Annotated in this window: 23 protein-coding genes and 1 pseudogene; 11 read left to right on the top strand and 13 right to left on the bottom strand. The window is 63.0% G+C overall.

The annotated features are described in order from the left end of the window. Positions 1–74: 74 nt before the first annotated feature. Positions 75–935, top strand: a complete 861-nt coding sequence (locus LG376_RS01115; protein WP_225745931.1) for a sucrase ferredoxin — start codon at positions 75–77, stop codon at positions 933–935. 31 nt (positions 936–966) lie between these two features. Here the strand turns inward: LG376_RS01115 and LG376_RS01110 are convergent, their stop codons facing one another. The 3 genes from LG376_RS01110 to LG376_RS01100 all read right to left on the bottom strand — a co-directional run bounded on the left by LG376_RS01110 (position 967) and on the right by LG376_RS01100 (position 3,615). Next, positions 967–1,647: a methionine ABC transporter permease gene (locus LG376_RS01110; RefSeq protein ID WP_049378924.1), complete on the bottom strand. Its 681-nt coding sequence runs from the start codon at positions 1,645–1,647 to the stop codon at positions 967–969. Continuing rightward, positions 1,644–2,681, bottom strand: coding sequence for a methionine ABC transporter ATP-binding protein (locus LG376_RS01105; RefSeq protein ID WP_225745930.1), 1,038 nt, complete (start codon positions 2,679–2,681; stop codon positions 1,644–1,646). Before LG376_RS01105 ends, LG376_RS01110 begins: the two co-directional genes overlap by 4 nt. Positions 2,682–2,751: 70 nt before the next feature. Further along, positions 2,752–3,615: a MetQ/NlpA family ABC transporter substrate-binding protein gene (locus tag LG376_RS01100; RefSeq protein WP_225745929.1), complete on the bottom strand. Its 864-nt coding sequence runs from the start codon at positions 3,613–3,615 to the stop codon at positions 2,752–2,754. A gap of 137 nt (positions 3,616–3,752) precedes the next feature. On the opposite strand from LG376_RS01100, the gene LG376_RS01095 reads away from it, so the two are divergent. Then, positions 3,753–6,872 (top strand): error-prone DNA polymerase, encoded by a 3,120-nt coding sequence (locus LG376_RS01095; protein ID WP_225745928.1) that lies wholly within the window; start codon positions 3,753–3,755, stop codon positions 6,870–6,872. On the opposite strand, the gene LG376_RS01090 is transcribed toward LG376_RS01095, so the two are convergent. The 4 genes from LG376_RS01090 to LG376_RS01075 are packed head-to-tail and all read right to left on the bottom strand — an operon-like array spanning position 6,869 to position 8,431. Then, positions 6,869–7,366: a hypothetical protein gene (locus tag LG376_RS01090; protein WP_225745927.1), complete on the bottom strand. Its 498-nt coding sequence runs from the start codon at positions 7,364–7,366 to the stop codon at positions 6,869–6,871. The genes LG376_RS01095 and LG376_RS01090 overlap by 4 nt on opposite strands. Then, on the bottom strand, positions 7,366–7,629 hold the full coding sequence (locus LG376_RS01085) for a helix-turn-helix transcriptional regulator (protein ID WP_005322660.1): 264 nt from the start codon (positions 7,627–7,629) through the stop codon (positions 7,366–7,368). The genes LG376_RS01090 and LG376_RS01085 overlap by 1 nt, the downstream gene beginning before the upstream one ends. A gap of 42 nt (positions 7,630–7,671) precedes the next feature. Further along, positions 7,672–7,890, bottom strand: coding sequence for a helix-turn-helix transcriptional regulator (locus LG376_RS01080; protein WP_255632123.1), 219 nt, complete (start codon positions 7,888–7,890; stop codon positions 7,672–7,674). Next, entirely contained in the window at positions 7,883–8,431 is a 549-nt protein-coding gene (locus LG376_RS01075; RefSeq protein WP_225745926.1) for a hypothetical protein, read from the bottom strand. The genes LG376_RS01080 and LG376_RS01075 overlap by 8 nt, the downstream gene beginning before the upstream one ends. Before the next feature lie 111 nt (positions 8,432–8,542). Between LG376_RS01075 and LG376_RS01070 the strand changes: the two genes are divergently transcribed. Together LG376_RS01070 and LG376_RS01065 are read left to right on the top strand one after the other, a co-directional pair. Further along, the gene (locus tag LG376_RS01070; RefSeq protein WP_225745925.1) at positions 8,543–9,004 is read left to right on the top strand and encodes a PH domain-containing protein; all 462 of its coding nucleotides are present in this window, start codon (positions 8,543–8,545) and stop codon (positions 9,002–9,004) included. Beyond that, complete coding sequence (locus tag LG376_RS01065; protein ID WP_225745924.1) at positions 9,001–10,353, top strand: PH domain-containing protein; 1,353 nt, start codon at positions 9,001–9,003, stop codon at positions 10,351–10,353. The genes LG376_RS01070 and LG376_RS01065 overlap by 4 nt, the downstream gene beginning before the upstream one ends. On the opposite strand, the gene LG376_RS01060 is transcribed toward LG376_RS01065, so the two are convergent. Beyond that, complete coding sequence (locus LG376_RS01060; protein WP_005322648.1) at positions 10,337–10,807, bottom strand: tRNA (cytidine(34)-2'-O)-methyltransferase; 471 nt, start codon at positions 10,805–10,807, stop codon at positions 10,337–10,339. The two genes, LG376_RS01065 and LG376_RS01060, sit on opposite strands and share 17 nt — an antisense overlap. A gap of 23 nt (positions 10,808–10,830) precedes the next feature. Here LG376_RS01060 and LG376_RS01055 point away from each other — a divergent pair, with 23 nt between their 5' ends. From LG376_RS01055 to LG376_RS01045, 3 genes are all read left to right on the top strand, one after another. Beyond that, positions 10,831–11,679, top strand: coding sequence for a bifunctional methylenetetrahydrofolate dehydrogenase/methenyltetrahydrofolate cyclohydrolase (locus LG376_RS01055; RefSeq protein ID WP_225745923.1), 849 nt, complete (start codon positions 10,831–10,833; stop codon positions 11,677–11,679). Beyond that, complete coding sequence (locus LG376_RS01050) at positions 11,676–11,990, top strand: DUF3017 domain-containing protein (RefSeq protein ID WP_225745922.1); 315 nt, start codon at positions 11,676–11,678, stop codon at positions 11,988–11,990. The genes LG376_RS01055 and LG376_RS01050 overlap by 4 nt, the downstream gene beginning before the upstream one ends. 125 nt (positions 11,991–12,115) lie before the next feature. Continuing rightward, the gene (locus tag LG376_RS01045; RefSeq protein WP_225745921.1) at positions 12,116–13,096 is read left to right on the top strand and encodes an HNH endonuclease signature motif containing protein; all 981 of its coding nucleotides are present in this window, start codon (positions 12,116–12,118) and stop codon (positions 13,094–13,096) included. Positions 13,097–13,198: 102 nt separating this feature from the next. Here the strand turns inward: LG376_RS01045 and LG376_RS01040 are convergent, their stop codons facing one another. From LG376_RS01040 to LG376_RS01025, 4 genes are all read right to left on the bottom strand, one after another. Then, the gene (locus LG376_RS01040) at positions 13,199–14,317 is read right to left on the bottom strand and encodes a homoserine O-acetyltransferase (RefSeq protein ID WP_225745920.1); all 1,119 of its coding nucleotides are present in this window, start codon (positions 14,315–14,317) and stop codon (positions 13,199–13,201) included. Beyond that, positions 14,314–15,630 (bottom strand): O-acetylhomoserine/O-acetylserine sulfhydrylase, encoded by a 1,317-nt coding sequence (locus LG376_RS01035; RefSeq protein ID WP_225745919.1) that lies wholly within the window; start codon positions 15,628–15,630, stop codon positions 14,314–14,316. The genes LG376_RS01040 and LG376_RS01035 overlap by 4 nt, the downstream gene beginning before the upstream one ends. 122 nt (positions 15,631–15,752) lie before the next feature. Continuing rightward, positions 15,753–15,944 (bottom strand): hypothetical protein, encoded by a 192-nt coding sequence (locus tag LG376_RS01030; protein WP_225745918.1) that lies wholly within the window; start codon positions 15,942–15,944, stop codon positions 15,753–15,755. A gap of 7 nt (positions 15,945–15,951) precedes the next feature. Then, positions 15,952–17,256 (bottom strand): PLP-dependent aminotransferase family protein, encoded by a 1,305-nt coding sequence (locus LG376_RS01025; RefSeq protein WP_225745917.1) that lies wholly within the window; start codon positions 17,254–17,256, stop codon positions 15,952–15,954. A gap of 81 nt (positions 17,257–17,337) precedes the next feature. On the opposite strand from LG376_RS01025, the gene pdxS reads away from it, so the two are divergent. From pdxS to LG376_RS01005, 3 genes and pseudogenes are all read left to right on the top strand, one after another. Further along, positions 17,338–18,240, top strand: coding sequence for a pyridoxal 5'-phosphate synthase lyase subunit PdxS (gene pdxS, locus LG376_RS01020; protein WP_225745916.1), 903 nt, complete (start codon positions 17,338–17,340; stop codon positions 18,238–18,240). Beyond that, positions 18,234–18,824 (top strand): pyridoxal 5'-phosphate synthase glutaminase subunit PdxT, encoded by a 591-nt coding sequence (gene pdxT, locus LG376_RS01015; protein WP_225745915.1) that lies wholly within the window; start codon positions 18,234–18,236, stop codon positions 18,822–18,824. Before pdxS ends, pdxT begins: the two co-directional genes overlap by 7 nt. 185 nt (positions 18,825–19,009) lie before the next feature. Then, a pseudogene (locus tag LG376_RS01005) lies at positions 19,010–20,270 on the top strand (IS3 family transposase). Between the two features lie 70 nt (positions 20,271–20,340). Here the strand turns inward: LG376_RS01005 and LG376_RS01000 are convergent. After that, complete coding sequence (locus LG376_RS01000; protein WP_225745914.1) at positions 20,341–22,554, bottom strand: NADP-dependent isocitrate dehydrogenase; 2,214 nt, start codon at positions 22,552–22,554, stop codon at positions 20,341–20,343. A gap of 216 nt (positions 22,555–22,770) precedes the next feature. Between LG376_RS01000 and LG376_RS00995 the strand changes: the two genes are divergently transcribed. Further along, positions 22,771–24,024 carry an MFS transporter gene (locus LG376_RS00995; RefSeq protein ID WP_225745913.1) on the top strand — a complete coding sequence of 418 codons (1,254 nt, stop codon included), beginning with the start codon at positions 22,771–22,773 and terminating at the stop codon, positions 24,022–24,024. Positions 24,025–24,042: the final 18 nt, after the last annotated feature.

Genomic DNA, 24,042 nt, shown 5'->3' with positions numbered 1-24,042 from the left:
GCTGAGGGGGTACTTCGTGGCCGAATTGTTGCCAAGGGTGTGAGCTGAAAAGCAGAAAGGTTAGGCTTAGGTATATGACCGAGTTCTGTTCAGATATCCAGGTAGAGCCGCTGCCAGGCACGGCGAAGAAGGAATCCGTCTATGTGCTTTTCGAGTGGCCGGGCGGATGGTCGCGAGACGTGCTCGACGGCGATACTTTTGGACCGGAGCTCACGGCGCAACTCAAGGCCAAGCTGAAGGGAATGGCGGGGCTGCAGCTTATCCGCCGGCCGGGCCGCGACGGCCGCCAGGTAGGCAAGATGCACCGCTGCTACCTGGTGTGGGCCGAGCAGGGCGTGATGGAACTCGTGCTGCTGACGGGCCCGGAGAAAATCCTCGATCTGGACCTGACCGGGCCTGGCTGCAATGGGGGCGGCACTTTGGATACGCCGTTGGTGCTGGTGTGTACGCATGCGAAGCGCGATACGTGTTGTGCGGTCAAGGGCCGGCCGCTGGCCGCGGATCTGGTGGCGGATTACCCGGATATGGTGTGGGAGACCTCGCACACGAAGGGGCACCGGTTCGCGCCGTCGGTCATGCTCATGCCATGGGCCTATTCCTTTGGCCGCATGAATAAAGAAGCCGCCGCGCAGATGATTGCGGCGGCGGCGAAGGGGAAGTATTTCTACCCGGCGAATCGCGGGCGCGGTATTTTCGGCCCGCGCGGCCAGGTGGCGGAGTTGGCGGTGGCCCGCTCGCTTATCGACGCCGGCGAGAACCTCTCCTATGGCCAGCTCACCGCCACCGACGGCGGCGAGGTCAGCCACGCTGACGGCCGGCGCTGGCGCGTGGCGCTCGAGGAGCGCGAGGTAGAAGGCGTGGTCTCCTCGTGCGGCGATGCGCCGAAGAAAGGCCAAGCCATCGTAGCGACCGGCGTGGAGCCGGTCGCGGGGTAGGCTGCGCGAAGGCGGCGTCGGCAAGCGGGGGCTAGCGGCGCATGACCTTGGAGGATAGCCAGTTGCCAAAGAACTGGGCGGCCTGCACCAGCACGATGATGATGAGCGTGGCCACGACGGTGACTTCCCACTCGAAGGCGCGGTAGCCGTAGACGATGGCAAAGTCGCCCAAGCCGCCGCCGCCGACGTAGCCGGCCATAGCGGACATATCCACGATGGCGATGAACAGGAAGGTGTAGCCCAGAATCAGCGGGCCGAGGGCCTCTGGGACGATAACGGAGGTAATGATCTTCCACGGCGAGGCGCCCATGGAGCGGGCGGCCTCGATAACTCCGGGATCGATGGACACGAGGTTTTGTTCCACCACGCGGGCCACGGAGAAGGTCGCGGCGATGACCATGACGAAGGTGGCCGGTCCGCGGCCGATGGAACCGCCCATCACCATGACGGTCAGTGGCTGAGCAAAAGCCAGCAAGATGATGAACGGGATGGGGCGGACGAAGTTCACCAGCAGGTTGACTATGAAATAGACAAACCGGTTTTGCAGGATGCCGCCCGTGCGCGTGGTATAGAGCAGCATGCCCAGGCCAAGGCCGAGGATGCCGGAGATGATGAGGGTGGTCGAGACCATGATGAGGGTATCGACGATGGCCTCGGCTAGTGAAGGGCCGAGGCGGTCCCAGTTGGCTTGGGCGAGGGTGGTGACGGTCATCGTGCAATCTCCTCAATCTGGGTGGTGGTAGAAAGCGTGCGGTAGAACTCTTCGATGGCGTTATTATCGCCGCTGAGTCGCACGGTCAGCTTGCCAAAGGAATGCTGCTGCAGCGTGGTGATACCGCCGTGGACGACGGCGATGGACACGCCGGCTTCCTTAAGCCGAGCGGCGGCGGTGAAGAAGCCGGATTCCTCGGTGAGGTTGATGGTAAACAGGCGGCCTTCGTGCGCGAGCAGGTCGTCGGTTTCGACGACGTCGGGTTCGTTGCGCAGCGAGGTGGCCACGAACTTGGCGGCCACGGAGGTCTGCGGGTTGGAGAAGACTTCGTAGACGCTGCCTTGTTCTACTACGCGGCCGTTTTCCATCACGGCGACCTTATCGGCGATGGAGCGTACGACTTCCATCTCGTGGGTAATAACGACGATGGTGATGCCGAATTCCTTGTTCACCCGGCGCAGCAGGTCGAGGACTTCCTGCGTGGTGGTGGGGTCGAGGGCGGAAGTGGCTTCGTCGGCAAGCAGCAGCGAAGGGTTGGTGGCCAGCGCACGGGCAATGCCAACGCGCTGCTTCTGGCCGCCGGAGAGTTGCTCCGGGTAGCTCTTGCCTTTGTCTCCCAGGCCGACGAAGTCCAGCAGTTCTTGCACGCGCTGGGCGCGCTCTTGCTTGCCGACGCCCTGCAGCTGCAGCGGGTATTCAATATTGCCGGCCGCGGTGCGCGAGTTCATCAGGTTGAACTGCTGGAAGATCATGCCGATATTGCGACGAATGCCGCGCAGCTTCTTCTCGGACATGCCAACGATATTGGTCTCGTCGAGCAACAGCTCGCCGGCGGACGGGGTGTCCAGGCCGTTGATCATGCGCACGAGGGTGGACTTGCCGGCGCCGGAATAGCCAATGATGCCGACGATTTCGCCGGGCTCGATGGTCATGGAGACATTGTCGAGGGCCTTGACTCGTGCCTTTTTCTGTTTAAAGACCTTGGTGATCTCGCGGAACTCGATGCGGGTGCCGCGTTGAGTGGAATCTGCCACGTGTTTGCGTCCTTAGCTAGGAAAGTGCCAAACCCCGCCGGGGGCTCCGGCGGGGTAAAAGCAAGGGTGATTAGTCCAGATCTGCTTCGAGCTTATCTAGGATCTTCTGCAGATCCTCCTGGCTGCGCTCCACCTCGACGGAGGTACCGGCGGAGTCTTCGTCGACGCCCTCCTGGACGGCGTCGGTGTGCCATAGCTCGGCGAGCTTCTTGATGTCTTCGTTATCGGCGTCTTCCTCGCGAACGGCGAAGACATTGATGTACGGCTCTGCCTCTTCAGAGTTCGGGTCGTCCTGGAAGATGGCGGTGGCTGGGTCGATGCCGGCGCGTTCCAGGAAGGAGTTATTGATAATCGCCGGGGTGCCCTCTCCGTGTGCGGACGTGGTCTGTGCCGCATCTACCGGGGTGACCTTGACCTTGGACTTCTCTTCATCAATGTCCAGCGGGGTGGGCTCCAGGTTCTCCTTGTCCTTCAGAGTGAGAAGGTCGGCCTGAACCAGCACGTTGATGGCGCGAGCCTGGTTGGTGGAGTCATTCGGAATGGCGACCTCTTCGCCCTCGATGCCGTCGAGGGAGTCGTGGTCCTTCCAGAACAGTGCCAGCGGAACGATCTCGGTAGCCACGATAGGCACCAGGTTGGTGCCGTTGCCGTGGTTATACTCCGCCAAGAACTTCAGGTGCTGGAAGTTATTGGTATTCAGCTCGCCTTGGTCCAGAGCCTGGTTCGGGGTGTTGTAATCCGCGAAAGGCTGGATATCGATGTCATAGCCTGCGTTCTTTGCTTCCTGCTCGAACGCTACCCAAGCCTTCTTTGCGTCATCGGTGGTGCCGACTGTGATGGTCTTGGAGTCATCGGAGTCGGAAGAGCATGCCACCAGGCTGGTGGCGGCGATGGTTACGGCGGCGGTAGCAGCCACTACGCGACGGATCTGCATGGGGAATCCCCTTCTTGTAGGAGTTGAAATAATTTGCTTGTTTAGCAACTTAGCAATCAGCGAACCGCTTTGTCTATTGCGGGCATCACGCCCCACCAGCTTGTCTAGAACAATGATTCGATATTACGCTGTCTGGAGTGAAATTTAATGGCGGAAGGGCATTGTCGTGGTCGCGGGTGGAGCGCATTCTCTCCGGTCGTGAATCTGCTGCGCCCGTGCCGGTGGATCACCTTCACGGACCAACGGTTCCTGCCCAGCGCGGTCACTCCGCCGTGCCCTTTGCGGAGCTGCACGCGGTAAGTTCCTATAGTTTTCTTGACGGCGCTGCCGAGCCGGAGGAACTGGTGGCCCGGGCTGTGGAGTTGGGGCTTGAGGGGCTGGCCATCGTGGACCGCGATGGTTTTTATGGCCTGATGAAATTTGCTGAAGCCGCAGCTAAAGCGGGCCTTCCGGCTGTATATGGCGCGGAGCTATCGCTCGCGGAGGGTTCGGTGACCGTGCTGGCGCGCACCCCGGAGGGGTATCGCCGCCTGTCGCGCCTCATCGCGCGCGCCCGGATGGAGGCGGGGGAGAAGGATCGCGTGGCTTATCCGCCCTTGGATGAGGTGGCGCGCGAACTGGAAGGGGAGTGCTTCTTTCTGGTGGGGCCGGAGGTGCTAGCAGAAATCGATAACTTGCTCGAAAGAATAAAAATAGACAGCATAGTTCTCGAATATTCGTGCAGCATGTCCCCCGAGGATGCGGATCGGCACCGTTTCCTCGATAAATACAATAACCTGCGGGCCATCGCAACCGCACGGCCCGCGGCCGCGACCCGCGACCAAGCTCGGCTCGCCGCCGCCAAGCGTGCCCTGGCCCGGCGCGAATCCCTCGCGGCCGCCGCGCCGCACGCCCACCCCATGGGAGCTGGCTGGCTGCGATCCGGCGAGCAGATGGCGCAACTCTTGCCAGATCGGCCGGAGCTCATCGCCGAAACCGTGGCGCTCGCCCGCGAGTGCTCCTTTACCTGGGATGCCCTCGCACCCAACCTGCCGCATTTTCCGGTGCCGGAGGGGCATACCGAAATGAGCTGGCTGGAGCACGAGGTCTGGCGCCGCGCCAAGGGCCGCTATGCTTCGCGCCCGGCCGAGATCCGGCAGGCAGCAAGGAAACAGATTCGACATGAACTGGGCGTCATCAAGCAGCTGGGCTTTCCTGGCTACTTCCTGATTGTGTGCGACCTGGTGGATTTTTGCCGCCGCGAGAATATTCTGTGCCAAGGCCGTGGCTCGGCCGCCAACTCCGCGGTGTGCTTTGCGCTGGGCATTACCAACGCCGAGCCCATCTCCGCGCAGCTGCTTTTCGAGCGCTTTCTCTCCCCGGACCGCGATGGTCCGCCCGATATTGATATCGACATCGAGTCCGGCCGCCGCGAGGAAGTCATCCAGTATGTTTACCGCACCCACGGCCGTGATCGCGCCGCGCAGGTGGCCAATGTCATTACCTATCGCCGCAAGGGGGCTACCCGCGATGCCGCCCGCGCGCTAGGCTACCCGCAGGGATCGGCCGATGCGTGGTCGAAGGGTGCCTCCGAACCGCCTGCTGAGGTCTCATCTTTGGCCGAGCAATTCCTCGGACAGCCCCGCCACCTGGGCATCCACTCCGGCGGCATGGTGCTGTGTGACCGCCCCATCGCGGACGTCGTGCCCATGGAATGGGCACGCATGGAAAATCGCTCCGTATTGCAATGGGATAAGGACGATTGTGCGGCCGCCGGCCTAGTGAAATTCGACCTTTTGGGCCTGGGCATGTTGGAGGCGCTGCACCACATGATCGACGCCGTGCGCGCCACCACCGGCCGCGAGGTGCACCTGTGGGAGCTCGACCTTGCCGAGCCGGAAGTTTATGACATGCTCTGCCGCGCCGATGCGGTGGGCGTCTTCCAGGTGGAATCCCGTGCGCAGCTAGCCACGCTGCCGCGCCTGAAGCCGCGCCGCTTCTTTGACTTGGTGGTCGAGGTCGCGCTCATTCGCCCCGGCCCTATCCAGGGCGGGTCCGTGCACCCCTACCTGCGCCGCCGCGATGGCCTTGAAGGGGTGACCTATGACCATCCGGTGCTGGAAAAATCCCTGGGCAAGACGTTAGGCATCCCGCTCTTCCAGGAGCAGTTGATGCAGATCGCTGTCGACGCCGCCGGCTTCTCTGGTGCCGAGGCCGATGACCTGCGCCGCGCCATGGGCTCGAAGCGCTCCCCGGAAAAGATGGCCGCGCTGCGCAGCTGCTTCTTTGCCGGCCTGCGCGAGACCAACGGTATCGAGGGTGAGGTAGCGGATAAGCTTTGGGCAAAAATCGTGGCCTTCGCCGCCTATGGCTTCCCGGAATCCCACTCGCAGTCCTTTGCCTCGCTGGTGTATTTTTCCGCGTGGTTTAAGTACCACTACCCGGCGGAATTCTGCGTGGGATTGCTGCGTGCGCAGCCGATGGGTTTCTATTCCCCGCAGTCGCTCATCCAGGATGCTCGGCGCCACGGTGTGCGGGTGCTGCCGGTGAGTATCAATGATTCTGGTGCGCAGGCCCGGGCGACAAGGTCGGGCGAGATTCGGTTGGGCCTGAACCTCATCAAGGGGCTGGGGGAGTCTGCCGCCGAGCGCGTGGAGGCGGCCGCGCCTTTTACTAGCGTGTCCGATCTTTCGCGCCGGGCGGATCTCAGCGTGGAGCAGGTGGAAGCGCTGGCTACGGCCGGGGCGCTGGAGTGTCTGGGGTTGGATCGTCGGCAAGCGCTGTGGCAGGCCGGCGTTGCCGCCACCGAGCGCGAAGGCATGCTGCCTGGCACTTCCGCGCTGGCTGCACCGCACCTGCCCGGTATGTCCGCCTTCGAGCTTATGGCTACCGACGTCGCTTCCACCGGCGTGACCCATAACCAGCAGCCGATGGAGCTGGTGCGTGCCTCGCTTGCCGACGTCCTCCCTGCCTCCCAGCTCCCCCATGTCCCCGATGGCACCCGCGTGCGCATTGCCGGCATTATTACCCACCGCCAGCGCCCGCGTACCGCATCTGGCCTGACCTTTTTGGGTGTGGAGGATGAAACCGGCCTGATGAACGTGATGGTCTCACCCGGATTGTGGTCGCGGCACAAAGTTCTGGCCCGCACCGCCCGGGCAATGATCATCCGCGGCATCGTACAAAATGCCACCGGCGCGGTCAGCGTGGTCGCAGATAAGCTCGAGCCGTTGGACTTTGGCGAATTCCTCTCCCGCGGCTCCCGTGACTTCCGCTAGTTGCCGCCGCTGCGCAGCTCGTCCGCGTTGAGCTTATTGGCCAATTCCTTGGCTACCGCAAACGGAATCCACAGCAGCTGGATATAGATGAGCTTGGCAAAGAAGATGGCGATATTGGCCCCCGAGGTCGCTTCCTCTACCGCAACCTGCTCCGCGCCGGAGAAGCGCAGACCAAATGCGGTGGCGCCGGCGACGAGGAAGAGCACTATGGCCGTGGCCAATGCGGTTTTCAGGCCTTTGTCGCGGGCGTCGGTATGCAGACGCAGCTCGTACTCGTCCATCTCCGTAGTGGGAACGTCGAGGTGCCGAATGGACTGGCGCAGCCACGTGGTGCACGTGGTCGCCGCAATGCCGGCTATCGGCCACAGCAGATTAGACAAGCCAAGCGCGAAAAAGTGCAGGGCCGCCGCCACGATGGCCAGGCCGAGAAAAATATCGCCGGCTAGGATCAAGCGCTTGCGGCGGGAAACGGAGGCGGGAATTGTGGTAGCCATTAGGAATTCTTCCTATAGATTTCAGTGGACATAGGGGCAAATTCCTGGCGGGAAAAGATAGCCTCCACCGGAAGGTCAAAGACTTCGCAGACGCGAAAGGCTAGGTCCAGGCTGGGGGAGTGGTCCCCGCGCTCGAGGGCTCCGACGGTCTGGGGATTGACGTCGATGGCCTCAGCCAGCTGCGCGCGCGACATGTCCCGCTCGGCGCGCAGCACGCGGACCCGGTTATAAATGGGTGCGGAGGGCTTCTTCTTTGGGGACATGAGTCAAAGTATTGCATAAACCCAACGCCCTGGCAAGGGTTGCTATTCGACGCCGAAGATATCTCCCGGCTGGCAGTCCAGCGCCGCACACAGCGCCGCGAGAGTGCTAAAGCGTACGGCTTTGGCGCGATTATTCTTGAGGACAGAGAGGTTGACTGGGGTGATGCCTACTTCTTTAGCGAGTGCCGCTCCGGTTATGCCGCGCTCTTCCATTATTTGGTCGAGGTGGCAGACTACCTGGGGTCCTTGTGGCTCAGACAAGTCCTTCGACCTCCTCTTCTAGCTTGCAGCCGCGCTTGATGGCGGCTGAGAAGAGCTGTAGGGCGCAGACAAAGAGGTAGAGCAGTGTGAGCTCGCCAAATGACGTTCCGCTCTGGCTGGACCACCAGTCGATCCCTAGCTGTGAAGAGGCCCAGTTGTTGCCCATACCTTCGAGCGGGAAGCGTCCGATAAACCAGATTAGGATTCCGATGGTCATTCCATTGAGGAAGCGAATATTTTTCGTGGTGAAGACCTGCCCGCGAAGCATAGGCTTGACCAGACGGTAGGTAAAGAACGCGATGATCAAAATAGCCGCAATCTTAACGACGAGCGCTGCGGTGAGCATCCAGAATGGTCCGCCGTCGAGGTTGTGTTTGCTTAGGCCTTCTGGGATGGCTGCGCTCAGTGCGGTGGAAAAGCGTCCGGTGGCAAGGTCGCGCAGATAGGTGGGGCCCAGGATGACGATGGTAAAGAGGCTGATGGTGGCCGCTGTGTTAATTTCGCGGCGCTCGGCCTTGGAGGTGGGTTGTGGGGTGGTCATGACAATCCTTTCCGCCGATTGTTTATCGACTCTCGATGTTGTCGTAATTCGATAATATCGATTACCGATAAGTGGCGCAAGGGTATGGCCCGATTGATACTGTCAATAACTATGAGCGAAGAAATGAATCCCGTCTCGCCACGCCTGGTGACCTCGCGCTATATCCACCACCTGAGCTGGATGATTGTCCTCGCCGCGGCCGCCGGTGCGGCAGGTTTCTGGTGGACCCCGTGGTTCTACTGGGCGGCCGGTGTCTTCGTCGCCCTATTCTTCTGGCTGCTCTGGCTCATCCCCGCCCAGGTGCGCAACATGGGCTGGCTCGAAACCGACGATGAGCTGCTTATCACTCGCGGCAAGCTCTGGCATTCCTTTACCGTGGTGCCTTACGGCCGTATCCAATTCGTCGACGTGACCTCCGGGCCCATCGACCGCGCCCTCGGGCTGAAAAAGCTGCAGCTCCACACGGCCTCGGCCAGCACGGACGCCACCATTAAGGGCTTGGAGGCCCCGCTTGCCGACGCCCTCCGTACCCGCCTTGCCCACCAAGCCCGCGAACGGATGAGCGGCCTATGAGCACCCAGCCAAGTTTCCGCCGCGTCCACCGACTTACCCCGCTGCTGCGCCTGTGGTCAGTGATCCTGGCCCTCATCGCGGCCTTCGCCCTCAACGTCAACCTGGAAGCCCTGCGCGATATCTTTGCCTTCATCACTGGCGAGCACCGCGGTGAGGCCCTGCGCGATACCGCCATTGCGATCGCCGGGTTCGTTGCGGTCTGCGCGGTCGTGTGGCTCGCCTCCGGCCTGTGGTGGCGCCGCATGGGCTACCAGCTCGGCGCGGACGAGCTATCCCTGCGCCGCGGACTCTTTTCCACCCAACTGCGCACCGCGCGCTATGACCGCACCCAGGCCGTCGACGTCGTCGAACCCGTCATCGCACGCCTTTTCCGGCTAGCGGCCGTGCGCGTAGAAACCGCCGGCGGCCAATCATCCGTCATCGAAATCGCCTACCTCAAAAAGGCCGACGCCGAAGCCCTGCGCGAGGACATCCTCGCCCGCGTCCACGGCGCACCCGCACCGGCCGCGGACACTGACATCGACGCAACCGCAGCCGACTTGACCAGCGCCCCAACACCCGCCCCGCCGGCCGAAGAACCGACCCTCGTGCCCGAAATTCCGATCGCCCGTTCCCTTGTGGCGGCCGCGCTGCGCACCTCCACGCTTTTCCTCGTCGGCTTCCTTATCCTCGTTGTGGTTACGCGGCTGCCGCTCTCGGCCGCGCTGCCCATCCTCGTCGGCGCGCTGCCCAACGCCTGGAACGTGCTCGATTCTTCCTGGCGTTATACCGCCCGCACCGACGGCGAGGTACTCAATATCACCTACGGCCTGGCCGATCGCCGCCGCCAAAGCATCCGCCTCGACCGCATCCACGCCGTACAAATTACTCAGCCCTTCCTCTGGCGGCCGCTGGGCTGGTACGAGGTGAGGGTTTCGGTGGCGGGATATGGGGCGTCGGCAAGCGGCAAGGCTTCTGGCTCCACCCGCATCCTGCCGGTGGGCACCCTCGCCCAAGCTCGGCAATTCCTCCCGGCCGACGCCGCCCCCACCTACGCCTCGCCGGCCCGCGCCAAGTGGGTCTCCCCGCTGGACTACCGCCAGCAAACCGTCGCGCTCATCGGCGACTACGTCATCGTGCGCAACGGCCGGCTCAACCGCCGCGTCAAGGCCATCCACACCTCCCATATCCAGGAGCTCACCTACCGCCGCGGGCCGATTTCCCAGGCGCTCGGCCTAGCCACCGTCGACCTCGACCTAGTCCAGGGGCCCGTGCGCATGGCCGCGCGCAACCTCACGCTTGCCGACGCCACCGCACTCCTTGCCCGCCTGCGCTCCCGCCAGCTGCCAGGGCTTAAACCGCCCCGTTAAAACCCAGCTGGCGCCACGCCTCGAATACGGCCGTCGACGCCGAATTCGACAGGTTCATCGAGCGCCTAGCCGGCACCATCGGAATGCGCACGCGGTCCGTCACGCGCGGATGGTTAATATGCTCCTCCGGCAGGCCAGTCGGCTCCGTACCGAAGAGAAGGACATCGCCCTCCTGGTATTCGATATCCGTAAACCACTTATCCGTATGCGTGGTAAACGCGAATACGCGCGCCCCCGGCAGCGCGTCCATGCAGGCCTGAAAATCCTTGTGAATCTGCACATCGGCCAGATCGTGATAATCCAGTCCAGCGCGCTTTAAGTGCTTATCGTCGAAATTAAAGCCCAGCGGCTCAATCAGGTGCAAGCTCGCGCCCGTCACCGCGGCCGTACGGATGGCGTTGCCCGTATTAGTAGGGATGACTGGGTTATCAAAGACAATGTGCAGCTGGCTCATGCCTTCAGTCTAGGATGGTGGCTATGAGCGCTACCAAACTAGATGGCACACTGTACCGCGACGAGATTTTTTCCGACCTTGCCCAGCGCGTGTCCGCGCTGAAGGAGAAGGGGATTACCCCCGGCCTCGCCACTGTCCTCGTAGGCGAGGATCCAGGCTCCCAATCCTATGTGAAGATGAAGCACCGCGACTGCGAAAAGCTCGGCATCAATTCCATCCGCAAGGACTTGCCGGCCGATATTACGCAGGAAGAACTCGAGGCCGTCATTGATGAGCTCAACGCCGATGACGCCTGCACCGGCTACATCGTCCAGCTCCCGCTGCCGAAGCACCTGGATGAAAACGCCATCCTCGAGCGCATCGACCCCGAAAAGGATGCCGATGGCTTGCACCCGGTTAACCTGGGCAAGCTCGTGCTCAACGAGGAGGCGCCCCTGCCGTGCACCCCGAACGGCTGCCTGCACCTGCTGCGCCGCTTCGGCGTTGAACTTGACGGCGCCAAAACCGTGGTCATCGGCCGCGGCGTGACCGTGGGTCGCCCTATTGGCCTGATGCTTACCCGCCGCAGCGAGAACTCCACCGTCACCCTGTGCCACACCGGCACCAAGGACCTGGCCGCCGAGACCCGCGAGGCCGATATCGTCATCGCCGCCGCCGGCCAGCCCCACATGCTCACCGCGGACATGATTAAGGAAGGCGCCGCGCTTCTCGACGTCGGAGTCTCCCGCGTCGACGGCAAGCTCACCGGCGACATCCACCCAGACTGCTGGGACAAGGCCGGATTCGTCTCGCCGAACCCGGGCGGCGTCGGCCCGCTGACCCGTGCCTTCTTGGTGCGCAATATCGTCGAGCGCGCGGAAAAGTTGGCGTGAATCTAGACAACCCGCACGACGCCGGCCTCGCGCCCTCCCCGCTGCCGCCCGCCGCGCAGTGGGCGGCTATCGGCATCTTCGTGGCCGGCGTGGTCGTCTCCGGCGGTTACGCAGTTTTCGAGTACTGGCGCCGGGCCACGTTCCTCCTCGGCCTCTCCCTGCTGTGGCTCACCGTGGTCCGGCTTACCTGCGATTCCAGCCGCGTCGGCGTGCTGGCGGTGCGCTCGCGCCGCTTCGACGCCTGCTTTACCGGCCTGCTCGGCGCCGTGATGGCCTTTCTGGCCTTTTCGGTAGACTCGCTCGGCAGCTAGTTATCCACAGGCTTTTGTAGAACCATCACCCATCTCGGCCCTAAAAGGTGTAGTTCCGGCGGTTATCCACAGGCCAGCGCCCGCCACCGCGCGTCGGGTTGCGCGGCCCGCTTAGGCTCAGGGCCATGATTTCGACCTACCTGACAGCCGTGAACTCCCCGATGGTGCTCATCGAGGAGTGTGCTGGGCTGTCGGTAGAAGAGCTCGTCGATAAGGGCTTTAGCGACCGCGAAGCCGCCGAGTTTGCCCGCCTTGCCGATACCTACTTCGGCCGAACCTCCTTTCGCGCCAAGCAGCGCACCGCCCGCCGCACCACGCTGCCGCTCGACGCGCTAAAAATCATCGAGCACTACGCCCAGAAGATGAAAACCCAGCGTGCGGCCTGGGCGCTGCGCGAGGAACTCTGCGCCCTGCGCGTTGCTAGCAGCGAGATTGAAAAGCGCGCCCGCCGCCTGGTGCGCGAGGAGCGTACCACCAAGCGCTCTGAGGGCGTGCGCCTAACCCGCCGCCGCGACGACCTGTGGACGCTGACCATTACCGCCGAGTCCGAACTGGTGGCAGAGATTAACAACCATGTCTCCACCGTCGCCGATGCCCGCCGCGTCTTTTCCCAGGGAGCCGCCGCCTCCACGATCACCACCAATGTGGTGCTCACCCTCAATGAGATGGTCAAAGTTACCCACGGCGAGGACGTCACCCTGCAGCTGACCAATGGCGCGCAAATCTCCGGTGCGGACCTTGCCCGCCGGGCGCTTTCCGACGTCGGCCTTATCACCCTCATCCACCCCGTCACCGGCCCCGTAAACCTCTATCAATCGCGGCGCCGGGCTACATGGAAGCAACGCCAGATGGCGATGGCGGAAAATCCTGTATGTCCGTGGCCCGACTGCCATACGCCGGCGGATGAATGCCAAGTCCACCACCTCACCCCGTGGCTGCTCGGCGGGGACACGAATCCCGAGAACCTCACCATGGCCTGCAAGTATCACAACGGGGTCAATGATGATGACCCCAATGCGCCGCCGCGCCGCGGCCGGCTCGAGCGCCGCCCCGGCGAAGGTATCGTCTGGCGACCGCCCTGGGCCACACCGCCCGAAGACGGCTGATCCCGTCCCGCCGCGTCAAGCCATAACCCCAGCGCAGCGTGCCGCACCGCTTATAGTTAGTGCGCGCTGCGCGGCTTCGGCGATCTCAGATGCAGCGAGCCTTTAAATCGAGTACTCGGTGGGATCGCCCGCCGCAGAATCGATGCCCGGGTCCGGTTGGGAAAGCGTGAGGAAATTGCGCAAGATGCGATCCATCTGGCGTGACTCGGTAAGAAAAGCGTCGTGGCCTACAGGGGAGACAATCTTCGCCATCGCCAGCAGGTTGCCGAGGTTGCGCGAGATGTGTTCTTGCTGGTGATACGGGTACAAGATATCCGTGTCCACGCCGACGACCATGGTCGGCACTTCCGATGAGCCCAGCGCGCGGTTGAGGCCGCCGCGGCCGCGGCCGATATCGTGGCGGTTGAGCGCCTCGGTGAGGGTGACGTAGGAGCCGGCGTCAAAGCGATCGGCCAGCTTGATGCCCTGATAGTCGAGGTAGGAGTTGACGGCAAAGCGCTCATTGCGGCGCCGGTAGGGCCCGAGCGGATTCTCGCCGGTCTGGGCCTGGACGCCGAAGCGCTCGTCGATTTCCTGCTCGCCGCGATACGTCAGGTGTGCAATGCGACGCGCGGCCGCCAGCCCCTCGCGCGGGCGCTGCGCGGAGGCGTAGTAGTCTCCGCCATGCCAGAAGGAATCCTGCTCGATGGCCGCGATTTGCGCCGACTGGATGCCAATCTGCCAGGCGGAAGCGCGGGCCGATACGGCAATGACGCAGGCCGCATCAACGGCCTCGGGGTACATCAGCGTCCACTCCAGCGTGCGCGCGCCGCCCATCGAACCGCCAATGATGGCGTGGACGTGGGTGATGCCGAGCTCGCGGAGCGCGGCGCGCTCGGCCGCAACGAGGTCGCGCACCGACAGCGCGGGGAAGCGCGAGCCCCAGGCGCGGCCGTCGTCTGGGTGCGGGGAGGCAGGGCCGGTGGAGCCGCCGCAGCCGCCCAGTGCGTTGGTGGCGATAACGCACCACTTCGTCGTATCTAGCGCCTTGCCGGGGCCGACCAGATCGGCCCACCACTCGGCCACATTCGAATCACCGGTCAAGGCGTGTTCAACCACAATGACGTTATTGCGGCCGTGGGGATCGCCGAGGAGGTGGCCGAAGCGGTGGTAGGCAATGTGGGCGTCGGCAAGCGTGGCGCCGGCTTCGGTGTGGAAGTCGCCGATGCTAACTAGCTTCATGCCAGCGCGCTAAAGCCCAGCTCGAGGTCCGCGATGATGTCATCGATGTGCTCGATGCCAACGGACAGACGGATGGTGGACTGGGTGATGCCGGCCGCGGCAAGCGCAGGCTCGTCGGACTGGGAGTGCGTAGTGGTTGCCGGGTGCACGGCCAGGGAGCGGGTATCGCCGATATTGGCGAGGTTGGAGTGGAGCTTGAGGGCGTCGATAAACGCCCAGGCTTCCTCGCGGCCGCCGTCGATGTCGAAGGAGAGCACGGAGCCGGTATAGGCGTAGCCGAGCTTTTCCTTGGTGGCCTTGTACGGTGAAGAATTCAGGCCGGCGTAGTTGACCTTGGTGACCTTGGCGTGGCCTTCCAGGTACTCGGCAACGGCCTGGGCATTGGCATTGTGCTTTTCGACGCGCAGCCCCACCGTCTCGATTCCGTTCAGCGTAAGCCAGGCGTTGAAGGGGGAGATGGCGGCGCCGGTATCGCGCAGCAGGCCGGCGCGGGCCTTGAGCGCGAAAGCTGGGGCGCCAAGGTCGGCGTACTTCAGGCCGTGGTAGGCCTCATCTGGGGTGACGAAGTAGGGGAATACAGGCTCGCCGTTGCGGGTGACGGTCCAGTCGAAAGAGCCGCCGTCGATAATCGCGCCGCCGATGGCCGAGCCATTGCCGGTGTAGAACTTGGTGGTGGAGACCACGACGATGTCCGCGCCGAGGTCCAGCGGCCGGGCGAGGGCGGCGGTGGCGATGGTGTTATCCACGATGAGCGGGACCTGGTTGTTGTGGGCGACCTCGGCGATGGCCGGGATATCGAGGACATCGGCCACGGGGTTGCCAAAGGTCTCGCCGTAGAAGGCCTTGGTATTCGGCTGGACGGCATCTTGCCAGGATTGCGGGTCATCCGGGTCCTCGACGAGGGTGACATCGATGCCTAGGCGCTTGAGAGTGACGGTAAAGAGGGTGGAGGTGCCGCCGTAGAGGCGCGGGGAGGTCACGATGTGGTCGCCGGTCGAGGCGAGGTTCAAAATCGCCGCGGTCTCGGCGGCCTGGCCCGAAGCGAAGGCGACGGCCGCGACGCCGCCCTCGAGGGAAGCGAGGCGCTCTTCCAGCGCGTCCTGGGTGGGGTTGGTCAGGCGGGTGTAGATGGGGCCGGCGTCGGAAAGATTGAAGCGGTTGGCCGCGTGCTCGGCATCGTTAAAAACGTAGGAAGTGGTCTGGTAAATCGGCACATTGCGGGCGTTGTGGTGCCCGTCGAGGTTTTGGCCCGCGTGCACGGAGCGGGTAGCGAAGGACCAGTTGGAATTGGAGTTATCGTATTTCGTCGTCATGCTTGGCAAGACTAGACCAAGCGGTATGTATGGCGAATGGATTCATGGAAACTCGCTGGCAGAAACGAGAATAAAAATAGACTAAGCGGTCGGTGTGCGCTTGGTCTGGTGGGGTGCCTTGCTTAGCGGTGACGGTCTTGTTTCTCGAGCTGTTCGGCAATGCGGCGGGTGTTTGCGCGAGTTTCGTTGCTATTGCGCACGAGCTTGACCACGATGGCGATGATTCCGGCGAGGATAAGAAACGGAATGAGTATGAGTAGGAATTCAAGCGGGCCGAGGGACATGTATTGCCTTTCGTTTATGAACGTTGGCATTACGGTATCACTCGCGTAAGGCGGCCGCGACCGCGGTGAGGCTCGTGCGCAGTTCGGTGTCGCTAAGGTGGCCGAAGCCGAGGACGACGCCGTCTTCGGCGTCGGCGCCTCCCCAATAATCGCGCAGCGGGGTGAGCTTGATGCCGCGGGCGGCGGCGCGAGGAACAACGGCCGGATCGCACAGAAGGACCGCGTGGAGGCCACCGTGGATGGGGAGGAGTTGGGCGCCATGGATGGCGCCCAGCGTTTCGGCCACTAGGTTGCGGCGGCGTTTATAGGTGCGGCGCATGCGGCCGGTGTGGCGTCGTAAAGCGCCGCTGGCAAGGTAGTGGGCGAGCGCGGCCTGGGGGATGGCGCCGACGGGTTGGCCGAAGACCTCGCGCACGCGGTCAACGGCCGGACGCAGGCGCGGTGGGACGACGAGGTAGCCGCAGGCAATGGAGGGGGAGATGACCGAGGAAAAGGTTCCCAGCAGCACCGTGTGCTCCGGGGCGAGTGCGGTCAGGGCGGGCAGCGGCTGGCCGACATAGCGCAGTTCGGAATCAAAGTCATCCTCGATGAGGAGGGCGTCGTGTGCGCGGGCCCATTCGACAAGTTCGGCGCGCCGGGCTGCAGGCAGGGATCCGCCGTAGGGATATTGATGGCTGGGGGTGACGATGAGGGCGTCGAGACCGGTCGTGGGGACGGTGACGCCTTCGGCGTCGGTGGGGACGTCGACAAGCGTATGGCCCAAAGCATGGGGTACGCGGCGCAGGCTGGGGTAGCCCGGCGACTCTACGCCCACTCGAAGCTGCCCGCCCAGCGCGTGCAGCAGCACCGACAAGCCATCGCGGGCGCCGGCGGTCACCACCACGTAGGCTGGATCGACGGTGAGTCCACGCATGTGGCGCAGGTGCCCGGCTACCTCGCGAGGGAGATTGCCGGAGGGGTCCACCGCTGCCCGACGCCACGCTGCTCTCCATTCGGGGGTGAGGATCCCGGCGGTGTCCGGAAGGCCTGGGGTGAGCTCGATGTGTTTCGGGGTAGGGGCAGGGTGCGGCGCGGGTTGAGGCTGTGGAGTCCGGGCGTGGGGGAGGCGCGGGTTGATGACGGTGCCGGAGCCAACCTCGGCGGTGAGGTAGCCCTCGGCCGTGAGTTGGTCGTAGGCGGTGACCACGCTGCCTCGGGAAACGCTGAGCTGCGAAGCCAAGTTGCGGGTCGAGGGGACGCGCTCGCCGGGCAGGAGGACGCCGGCGGCAACCTGGGCGCGCAGGGCCGCGGCGATTTGCACGGGCAGCGGCCGCGTATCAGAGGGATCGAGGCGAAGGGGCACGGGCCCATCATAAGTGGTCTAATCCAACACGCTGAAAATGGCTCTTGTCTTGTACCACTTGTGTGGGCCACTATGGCACCTATGACTGAACAGGTAAATGAACAAGGACGCGCTACCACGCGCGTGAAGCGAGGACTGGCCGATATGTTGAAGGGCGGCGTCATCATGGACGTCGTCACGCCGGAGCAGGCGCGCATTGCGGAGGACGCGGGCGCATCGGCCGTGATGGCGCTGGAGCGCGTGCCGGCCGATATCCGCGCGCAGGGCGGCGTGGCCCGCATGTCAGACCCGGAGCTTATCGAGGGCATCGTCGAGGCCGTCGACATCCCCGTCATGGCCAAGGCCCGTATCGGCCACTTTGTGGAGGCGCAGATCCTGGGCGAGCTGGGCGTAGACTTCATCGACGAGTCCGAAGTGCTCAGCCCGGCCGATTACGTCAACCACATCAATAAGTGGGACTTTGACCTGCCGTTCGTGTGCGGCGCTACCAACCTGGGCGAGGCGCTGCGCCGCATCACCGAGGGCGCGGCCATGATCCGCTCCAAGGGCGAGGCCGGCACCGGCGACGTCTCCGAGGCCGTGAAGCACCTGCGCACCATTAAGGCCGAGATTGCGCGCCTGCGCCACTTGGATCGCGATGAACTCTACGTCGCAGCCAAGGAGCTGCAGGCCCCGTACGACCTGGTCGCCGAGGTTGCGGAGACCGGCAAGCTCCCAGTCGTGCTCTTCGTTGCCGGTGGTGTGGCCACGCCTGCCGACGCCGCCCTTGTCCGCCAGATGGGCGCCGAAGGCGTCTTCGTTGGCTCCGGCATCTTTAAGTCTGGAAACCCGGCGGCGCGTGCGGAGGCCATCGTCAAGGCGGCTACCCTCTACGATCAGCCGGCCGAGCTAGCTAAGCTTTCTCGTGGCTTGGGCGAGGCCATGGTGGGCATCAACGTCAACGACGTTCCTGCACCGCACCGCCTGGCTGAGCGCGGATGGTAGCTACCGTCGGGGTGCTGGCGCTGCAGGGAGGCGTCGAGGAGCACCTGCGCATTTTGGACGGGCTCGGTGTGGCTACGCGCCGGGTGCGGGTCCCGCGCGACCTGGACGGGCTCGACGGGCTGGTGATTCCGGGCGGCGAGTCGAGCGTCATCGACAAGCTGGCGCGTAGCTTCGGGCTGGCCGAGCCGCTGCGCGATGCCGTGGCCGCAGGATTGCCGGTGCTCGCGACCTGCGCGGGGCTCATTTATTGTGCCCGCGAGCTCGATAACCCCGCGCCGGGGCAGCAAACCCTGGGGCTGCTGGACGTGACCGTGCGTCGCAATGCTTTTGGCAACCAGCGCTTCTCCGAAGAACGCATCGTGCCCGTCGCGATGGGGGAGGACACGCTCGACATTGAGGCGAGCTTCATCCGTGCCCCATTGGTTACTCGCGTGGGCGACGGCGTCGAAATCATCGCGACGGTGCCGGGCGAGAACGGCGACGCGGTGGTCGGCGTGCGCCAAGGCCGCGTGACGGCGCTGAGCTTCCACCCAGAAGAAAACGGTGACGCCCGCGTGCACGCCGCTTGGCTCGAAAGCTTCTAAGTACGCAGATACACCAAAGCCGCCCCGCAGCGTTCATTGTGAACTGCTCCCCATTAGTTGGACTGAGAAATCAGTTGCCAACAACTAGTGGGGAGCATTTTCTTTGAGAGCACGTAGTTCGCTGAGTGAAGTTCAGCGTGAGCAGTTAGTGGAGCTTTTCGAGCAGGGAATGGGTTGCCGAGCCGCTGCTCGTGTTGTCGGTGTCTCGAGAGACGCAACGCGTAGACTTTATCGCCGTTTCCAACTGCGTGGCAGACTATGTCTCGTGGAGAAACCAAACAAGCAGCACTACTCCTTCGAGGCGAAGAAGGAAGTTGTAGAACGTCATCTTGCGGGTGAGTCGATGATGGATCTTGCCCGAGAGTTCAATCTTTCATCCGACCACCTCGTCAAGGACTGGGTGGCTAAGTGGCGCAGAGGCGGCGACGAGGCTCTGCGCCCGAAGCCGAAGGGCAGGCCCAAAGGATCGGCTGCGCCGAAACGCCTCACGGAAGAGGAAAAGCTTCGCCGCCAGGTTGAGCGGCTGGAAGCGGAAAACGCCTACTTAAAAAAATTGCGAGACTTGAGGAACCAGGGACACGCCTGAAAGCCCAGGCAATCGTCATCCTCAAGTCACACCACCGCTTGGACTACCTCCTGGATGCGGCCGGCATGGCACGCTCGACATTCTTCTACCACCAAAAACGACTCACCGCACCGGATAAACATGCCGAGCTCAAACAAGCGATCCGGGACAGTTTTCAGCGCAACAAACACCGCTACGGCTACCGGCGGGTACTGCTCGACCTGCGTAACCAGGGCTGGGTGGTCAACCACAAACTTGTCTACAAGCTCATGCGCGCCATGGGCTTGAAAGCCAAGATCCGCCAGCGCAGGCCCTACATCTCCTACACTGGCACAATCAGCTACATCGCTGAGAACACACTCGAGCGCAACTTCACCCCCGATAGGCTCAACACTGTCTTCGTCAGCGACGTCACCGAGTTCAAAGTCGCTGGCCGCAAGGTGTATCTCTCACCGGTGATGGACCTGTTCGACCGCTCAATCGTCGCCCACACAGTGGCCACATCGCCGTCTACGGCGTTTACCTCGGCTTCGTTGGCGCAGGCGATCAAAGCGTGTGCTCCAGAGCCGGGCTGGATGATCCACACCGATCAAGGATTCCAATACAAGCACTCATCATGGCGCACCCTGATTAGCCAGCACCAGGGAGTCCAATCGATGTCACGCAAAGGCAACTGCTACGACAACGCGGTCATGGAGAACTTCTTCGGCCACCTGAAAACCGAGATGTACCACGGAGAAGCCTTCGACACCGTCGCAGAGTTCAACCAGGCAATCGACGAGTACATCCGGTGGTACAACACCGAACGCATCCAACAACGACTCAAGGGCCTGACCCCGATGCAATATCGAAATCAGACCCTTGAAGCCCTAACCGCCTAGAATTAAACCAGTCCAACTTTCGGGGGCCAGTTCATTGCTTCGCTGCGGGGCGGCTTTCGCCTGGGAAGACTTACTTCTTCAGGCCGTCGATGATCTCGTTGAATTTCGCAACTGGGCGCATGACGGCAGAGGTCTTCTCGTCATTCGGCCAGTAGTAGCCGCCGAGGTCGGCGGGGTTGCCTTGGGCGTCGACAAGCGCCTGAGCAATCTCGTCTGCCTGGGAGGACAGCTGGGAAGCCACGTCCTTGAACGCAGCGGCGAGATCGGCATCATCGCTCTGGTTAGCCAGCTCCTCAGCCCAGAAGGTGGCCAGGAAGAAGTGGGAACCGCGGTTGTCGATTTCGCCAGCCTTGCGGGACGGCGACTTGCCCTCATTGAGCAGGCGCTCGGTGGCCTTGTCCAAGGTGGCGGCCAGGACGCCGGCCTTCTCGTTGCCATTGGTCTGCTTTTCGTGGCGGAAGGACTCGGCCAGGGCCAGGAACTCGCCGAGGGAATCCCAGCGCAGGTGGTTTTCTTCCTCTACCTGCTGGACGTGCTTCGGGGCAGAGCCGCCGGCACCGGTCTCGAAGAGGCCGCCGCCTGCCATGAGCGGAACCACAGACAGCATCTTGGCGGAGGTACCCAGCTCGAGGATGGGGAAGAGGTCCGTGTTGTAGTCACGCAGCACGTTGCCGGTAACAGAGATGGTGTCCTCGCCGCGGCGGATGCGCTCGATGGAGGTCTTGGTAGCGGTGACCGGATCCTCGATGGAGATATCCAGGCCCTCGGTGTCGTGGTCCTTAAGGTAATTCTCCACCAGGGACTTGATGTTGCGGTCGTGGCCGCGCTCCGGGTCGAGCCAGAAGATGGTCTTCATACCGGACAGGCGAGCGCGGTTGACGGCGAGCTTGACCCAGTCCTGGATCGGAGCGTCCTTGGTCTGGCAGGCGCGCCAGATATCGCCTTCCTCCACGTCGTGGGAGATGAGGACCTCGCCCTGGGAGTTGCGGACCTCAACGGTGCCCGTGGCCGGGATTTTGAAGGTCTTATTGTGGGAGCCGTACTCCTCGGCCTTCTGCGCCATGAGGCCGACGTTCGGCACGGTACCCATGGTGGTCGGGTCGAAGGCGCCGTTTTCCTTGCAGTCCTCGATAACGGCCTGGTAGACGCCGGCGTAGGAGGAATCCGGGATAACGGCGAGGGTGTCCTGCTCCTCGTCGTTCTTATTCCACATGTGGCCAGAGGTGCGGATCATGGCAGGCATGGAGGCGTCAATAATGACGTCAGAAGGCACGTGCAGGTTGGTGATGCCCTTGTGGGAGTTGACCATGGCGAGGTCGGGGCCGTCGGAAAGCGCGGCGTCGAAAGCAGCCTTGATTTCTTCGCCCTTGTCCAGGTTCTTCAAGCCCTCGTAGATAGCACCCAGGCCGTTCTCGCCGTTGAGGCCGGCAGCCAGCAGCTCCTCGCCGTACTTGTCATAAACATCGGCGAAGAAGGCGCGGACGACGTGGCCGAAGAGGATGGGGTCAGAGACCTTCATCATGGTGGCCTTCAGGTGGGTGGAGAAGAGCACGCCCTCTTCCTTGGCGCGCTTGACCTGTGCGAGGAGGAACTCATCCAGGGCCTTGGCGGACATGAAGGTGCCGTCGATGACCTCACCCTTGAGAACCGGAAGCTCCGGCAGCAGGGTCTGCTCGCCATCGGCGGTCTTGAGGACGATGGACAGGGTGTCCTCGTTTTCCAGAATGACGGACTTCTCATTGTGGCGGAAGTCGTTGTCCGCCATGGTGGCAACGTTGGTCTTGGAGTCCTTGGACCACTCGCCCATGCGGTGCGGGTGCTTCTTCACAAAGTTCTTCACGGCCTCCGGTGCGCGGCGGTCGGAATTGCCCTCGCGCAGCACCGGGTTAACAGCGGAGCCCTTGACGGAGTCGTAGCGGGCGGCGATGTCCTTTTCTTCCTCGGTGGAAGGATTATCCGGGTAATCAGGCAGATCGTAACCTGCGGCCTGCAGCTCGGCGATGGCCTTCTTCAGCTGCACCAGGGAAGCGGAAATATTCGGCAGCTTGATGATATTTGCTTCCGGGGTCTTGGCCATCTTGCCCAGCTCGGCCAGGGCGTCTTCGACCTTCTGCTCCTCGGTCAGGCGCTCCGGGAACTGCGCGGCGATGCGGGCGGCCAGCGAGATATCGCGGGTTTCCACGTCGATGCCAGCGGTGGAAGCGAAGGCCTCCACGATGGGCTTGAGGGAGTAGGTCGCCAGCAGCGGCGCCTCATCGGTACGGGTCCACGTAATCTTTGCCATGATTCTCCTAATTAACGTTGGAAAATTGTTCAAGTGCCCAGATTACCGATTTTGTGGGCGGCATGTGGGCCAGTTTGCTGAAAGTGATCCCCCATTTGCCGCCCCTTGAAAAGGGTTGCGTGGCCGCTGTCACCCATGCGCGGGAGGGGTGGAGATATTCACGAGCCCCCGCTGCGGGCATGCCACCGGCGCAGACGGGGTGTACCCTCACTCTCCATGAAAATCATCGATGAGCTAAGCCCGCGCAGCGCGCACGAACACCGCATTCGCCGCCGTCCGCTGCCGTTGCAAACGGAGATTACCGCCCGCCGCCGCGCCATCGTCATGGTCGCCATGGCCCTGGGTGCGTTTGCCATCGGCACGACGGAGTTTGTGTCCATGGGCCTGCTGCCGCTTATTGCAGATGATTTTGGCATTTCGGAAGAAAACGCCTCCACTCTCATCACCATCTATGCGATGGGCGTGGTGGTCGGCGCCCCGCTGATTGCGGCCTTTACCGGCAAGCTGCCGCGCCGCCGCCTGATCTTGCTGCTCATCGGGTTCCTCGTGGTGGGTAATCTACTATCGGTCTTGGCGCCGAATTACGCCATCCTCATGGTGGCGCGCTTTATTGCGGGCATGCCGCACGGCGCTTATTTCTCCGTGGCTAACCTTTCCGCCGCATCCATGGCGCCCCCAGGCGGCCGCGGCAAGGCCATGGCTTATGTGGGCATGGGCCTGGCCATCGCCACGGTCATTGGTGTGCCTGCTGCCCAAGCCCTCGGCTCCGCGCTGGGCTGGCAGGCGGCTTACCTAGTGGTCGTAGCCTTGGGCGTCATTACCGCCATTGCGTTGTTCTTCCTGATGCCGCACATGACGGAGATGAAGCAGACCGATATCCGCACCGAATTTGGGGCGTTCAAAAACAGCCAGGTGTGGTTTACCGTCATCATGGGCGTGGTCGGCTTTGGCGGCATGTTCTCCGTCTATACCTATATTTCTTGGACCATGACCGAGGTCGCTGGCATGGACCAGAACCTCATCTGGGTGGTGCTCATGGCCTATGGAATCGGCATGACCATCGGCAATGCCTTCGGCGGCTGGTTGGCGGACCGCAACTTGGAGTTTGGCATCATCTTTGCCTTGGCCTGCCTCATCGTTATCCTTACGGCCTTCTACTTCCTCTCCGGCCATGCCATCCCCGCTACCTTGTGCTTTGGCTGCGTAGCGTTTATGGGCTCCACCTTGGTTCCTTCGCTGCAGCTGCGTTTGGTGCATGTGGCTGGCGACGCCCAGACTTTGGCCGCCGCTCTCAACCAGTCCGCGCTGAACATCGCAAACGCGGCCGGTGCGACCATTGGCGGCGCCGTGGTGGGTGCGGGCCTGGGCTACTCCGCCCCGGCGCTGGCGGGTGCCGGCCTGGCGGCTGCGGGTTGCCTGGTGTGGGCTGCGACGATGTGGGATAAAAAGCGCCTTGCTCGCCATTCATAAATGGACCGATATGCTGTT

The organism is Corynebacterium sp. Marseille-P4611 (genome assembly GCF_916618765.1).
Classification (GTDB): domain Bacteria; phylum Actinomycetota; class Actinomycetes; order Mycobacteriales; family Mycobacteriaceae; genus Corynebacterium; species Corynebacterium marquesiae.
The sequence above is the reverse complement of the archived record's forward strand: the minus strand, read 5'-3'. Positions and strand labels throughout refer to the sequence as shown.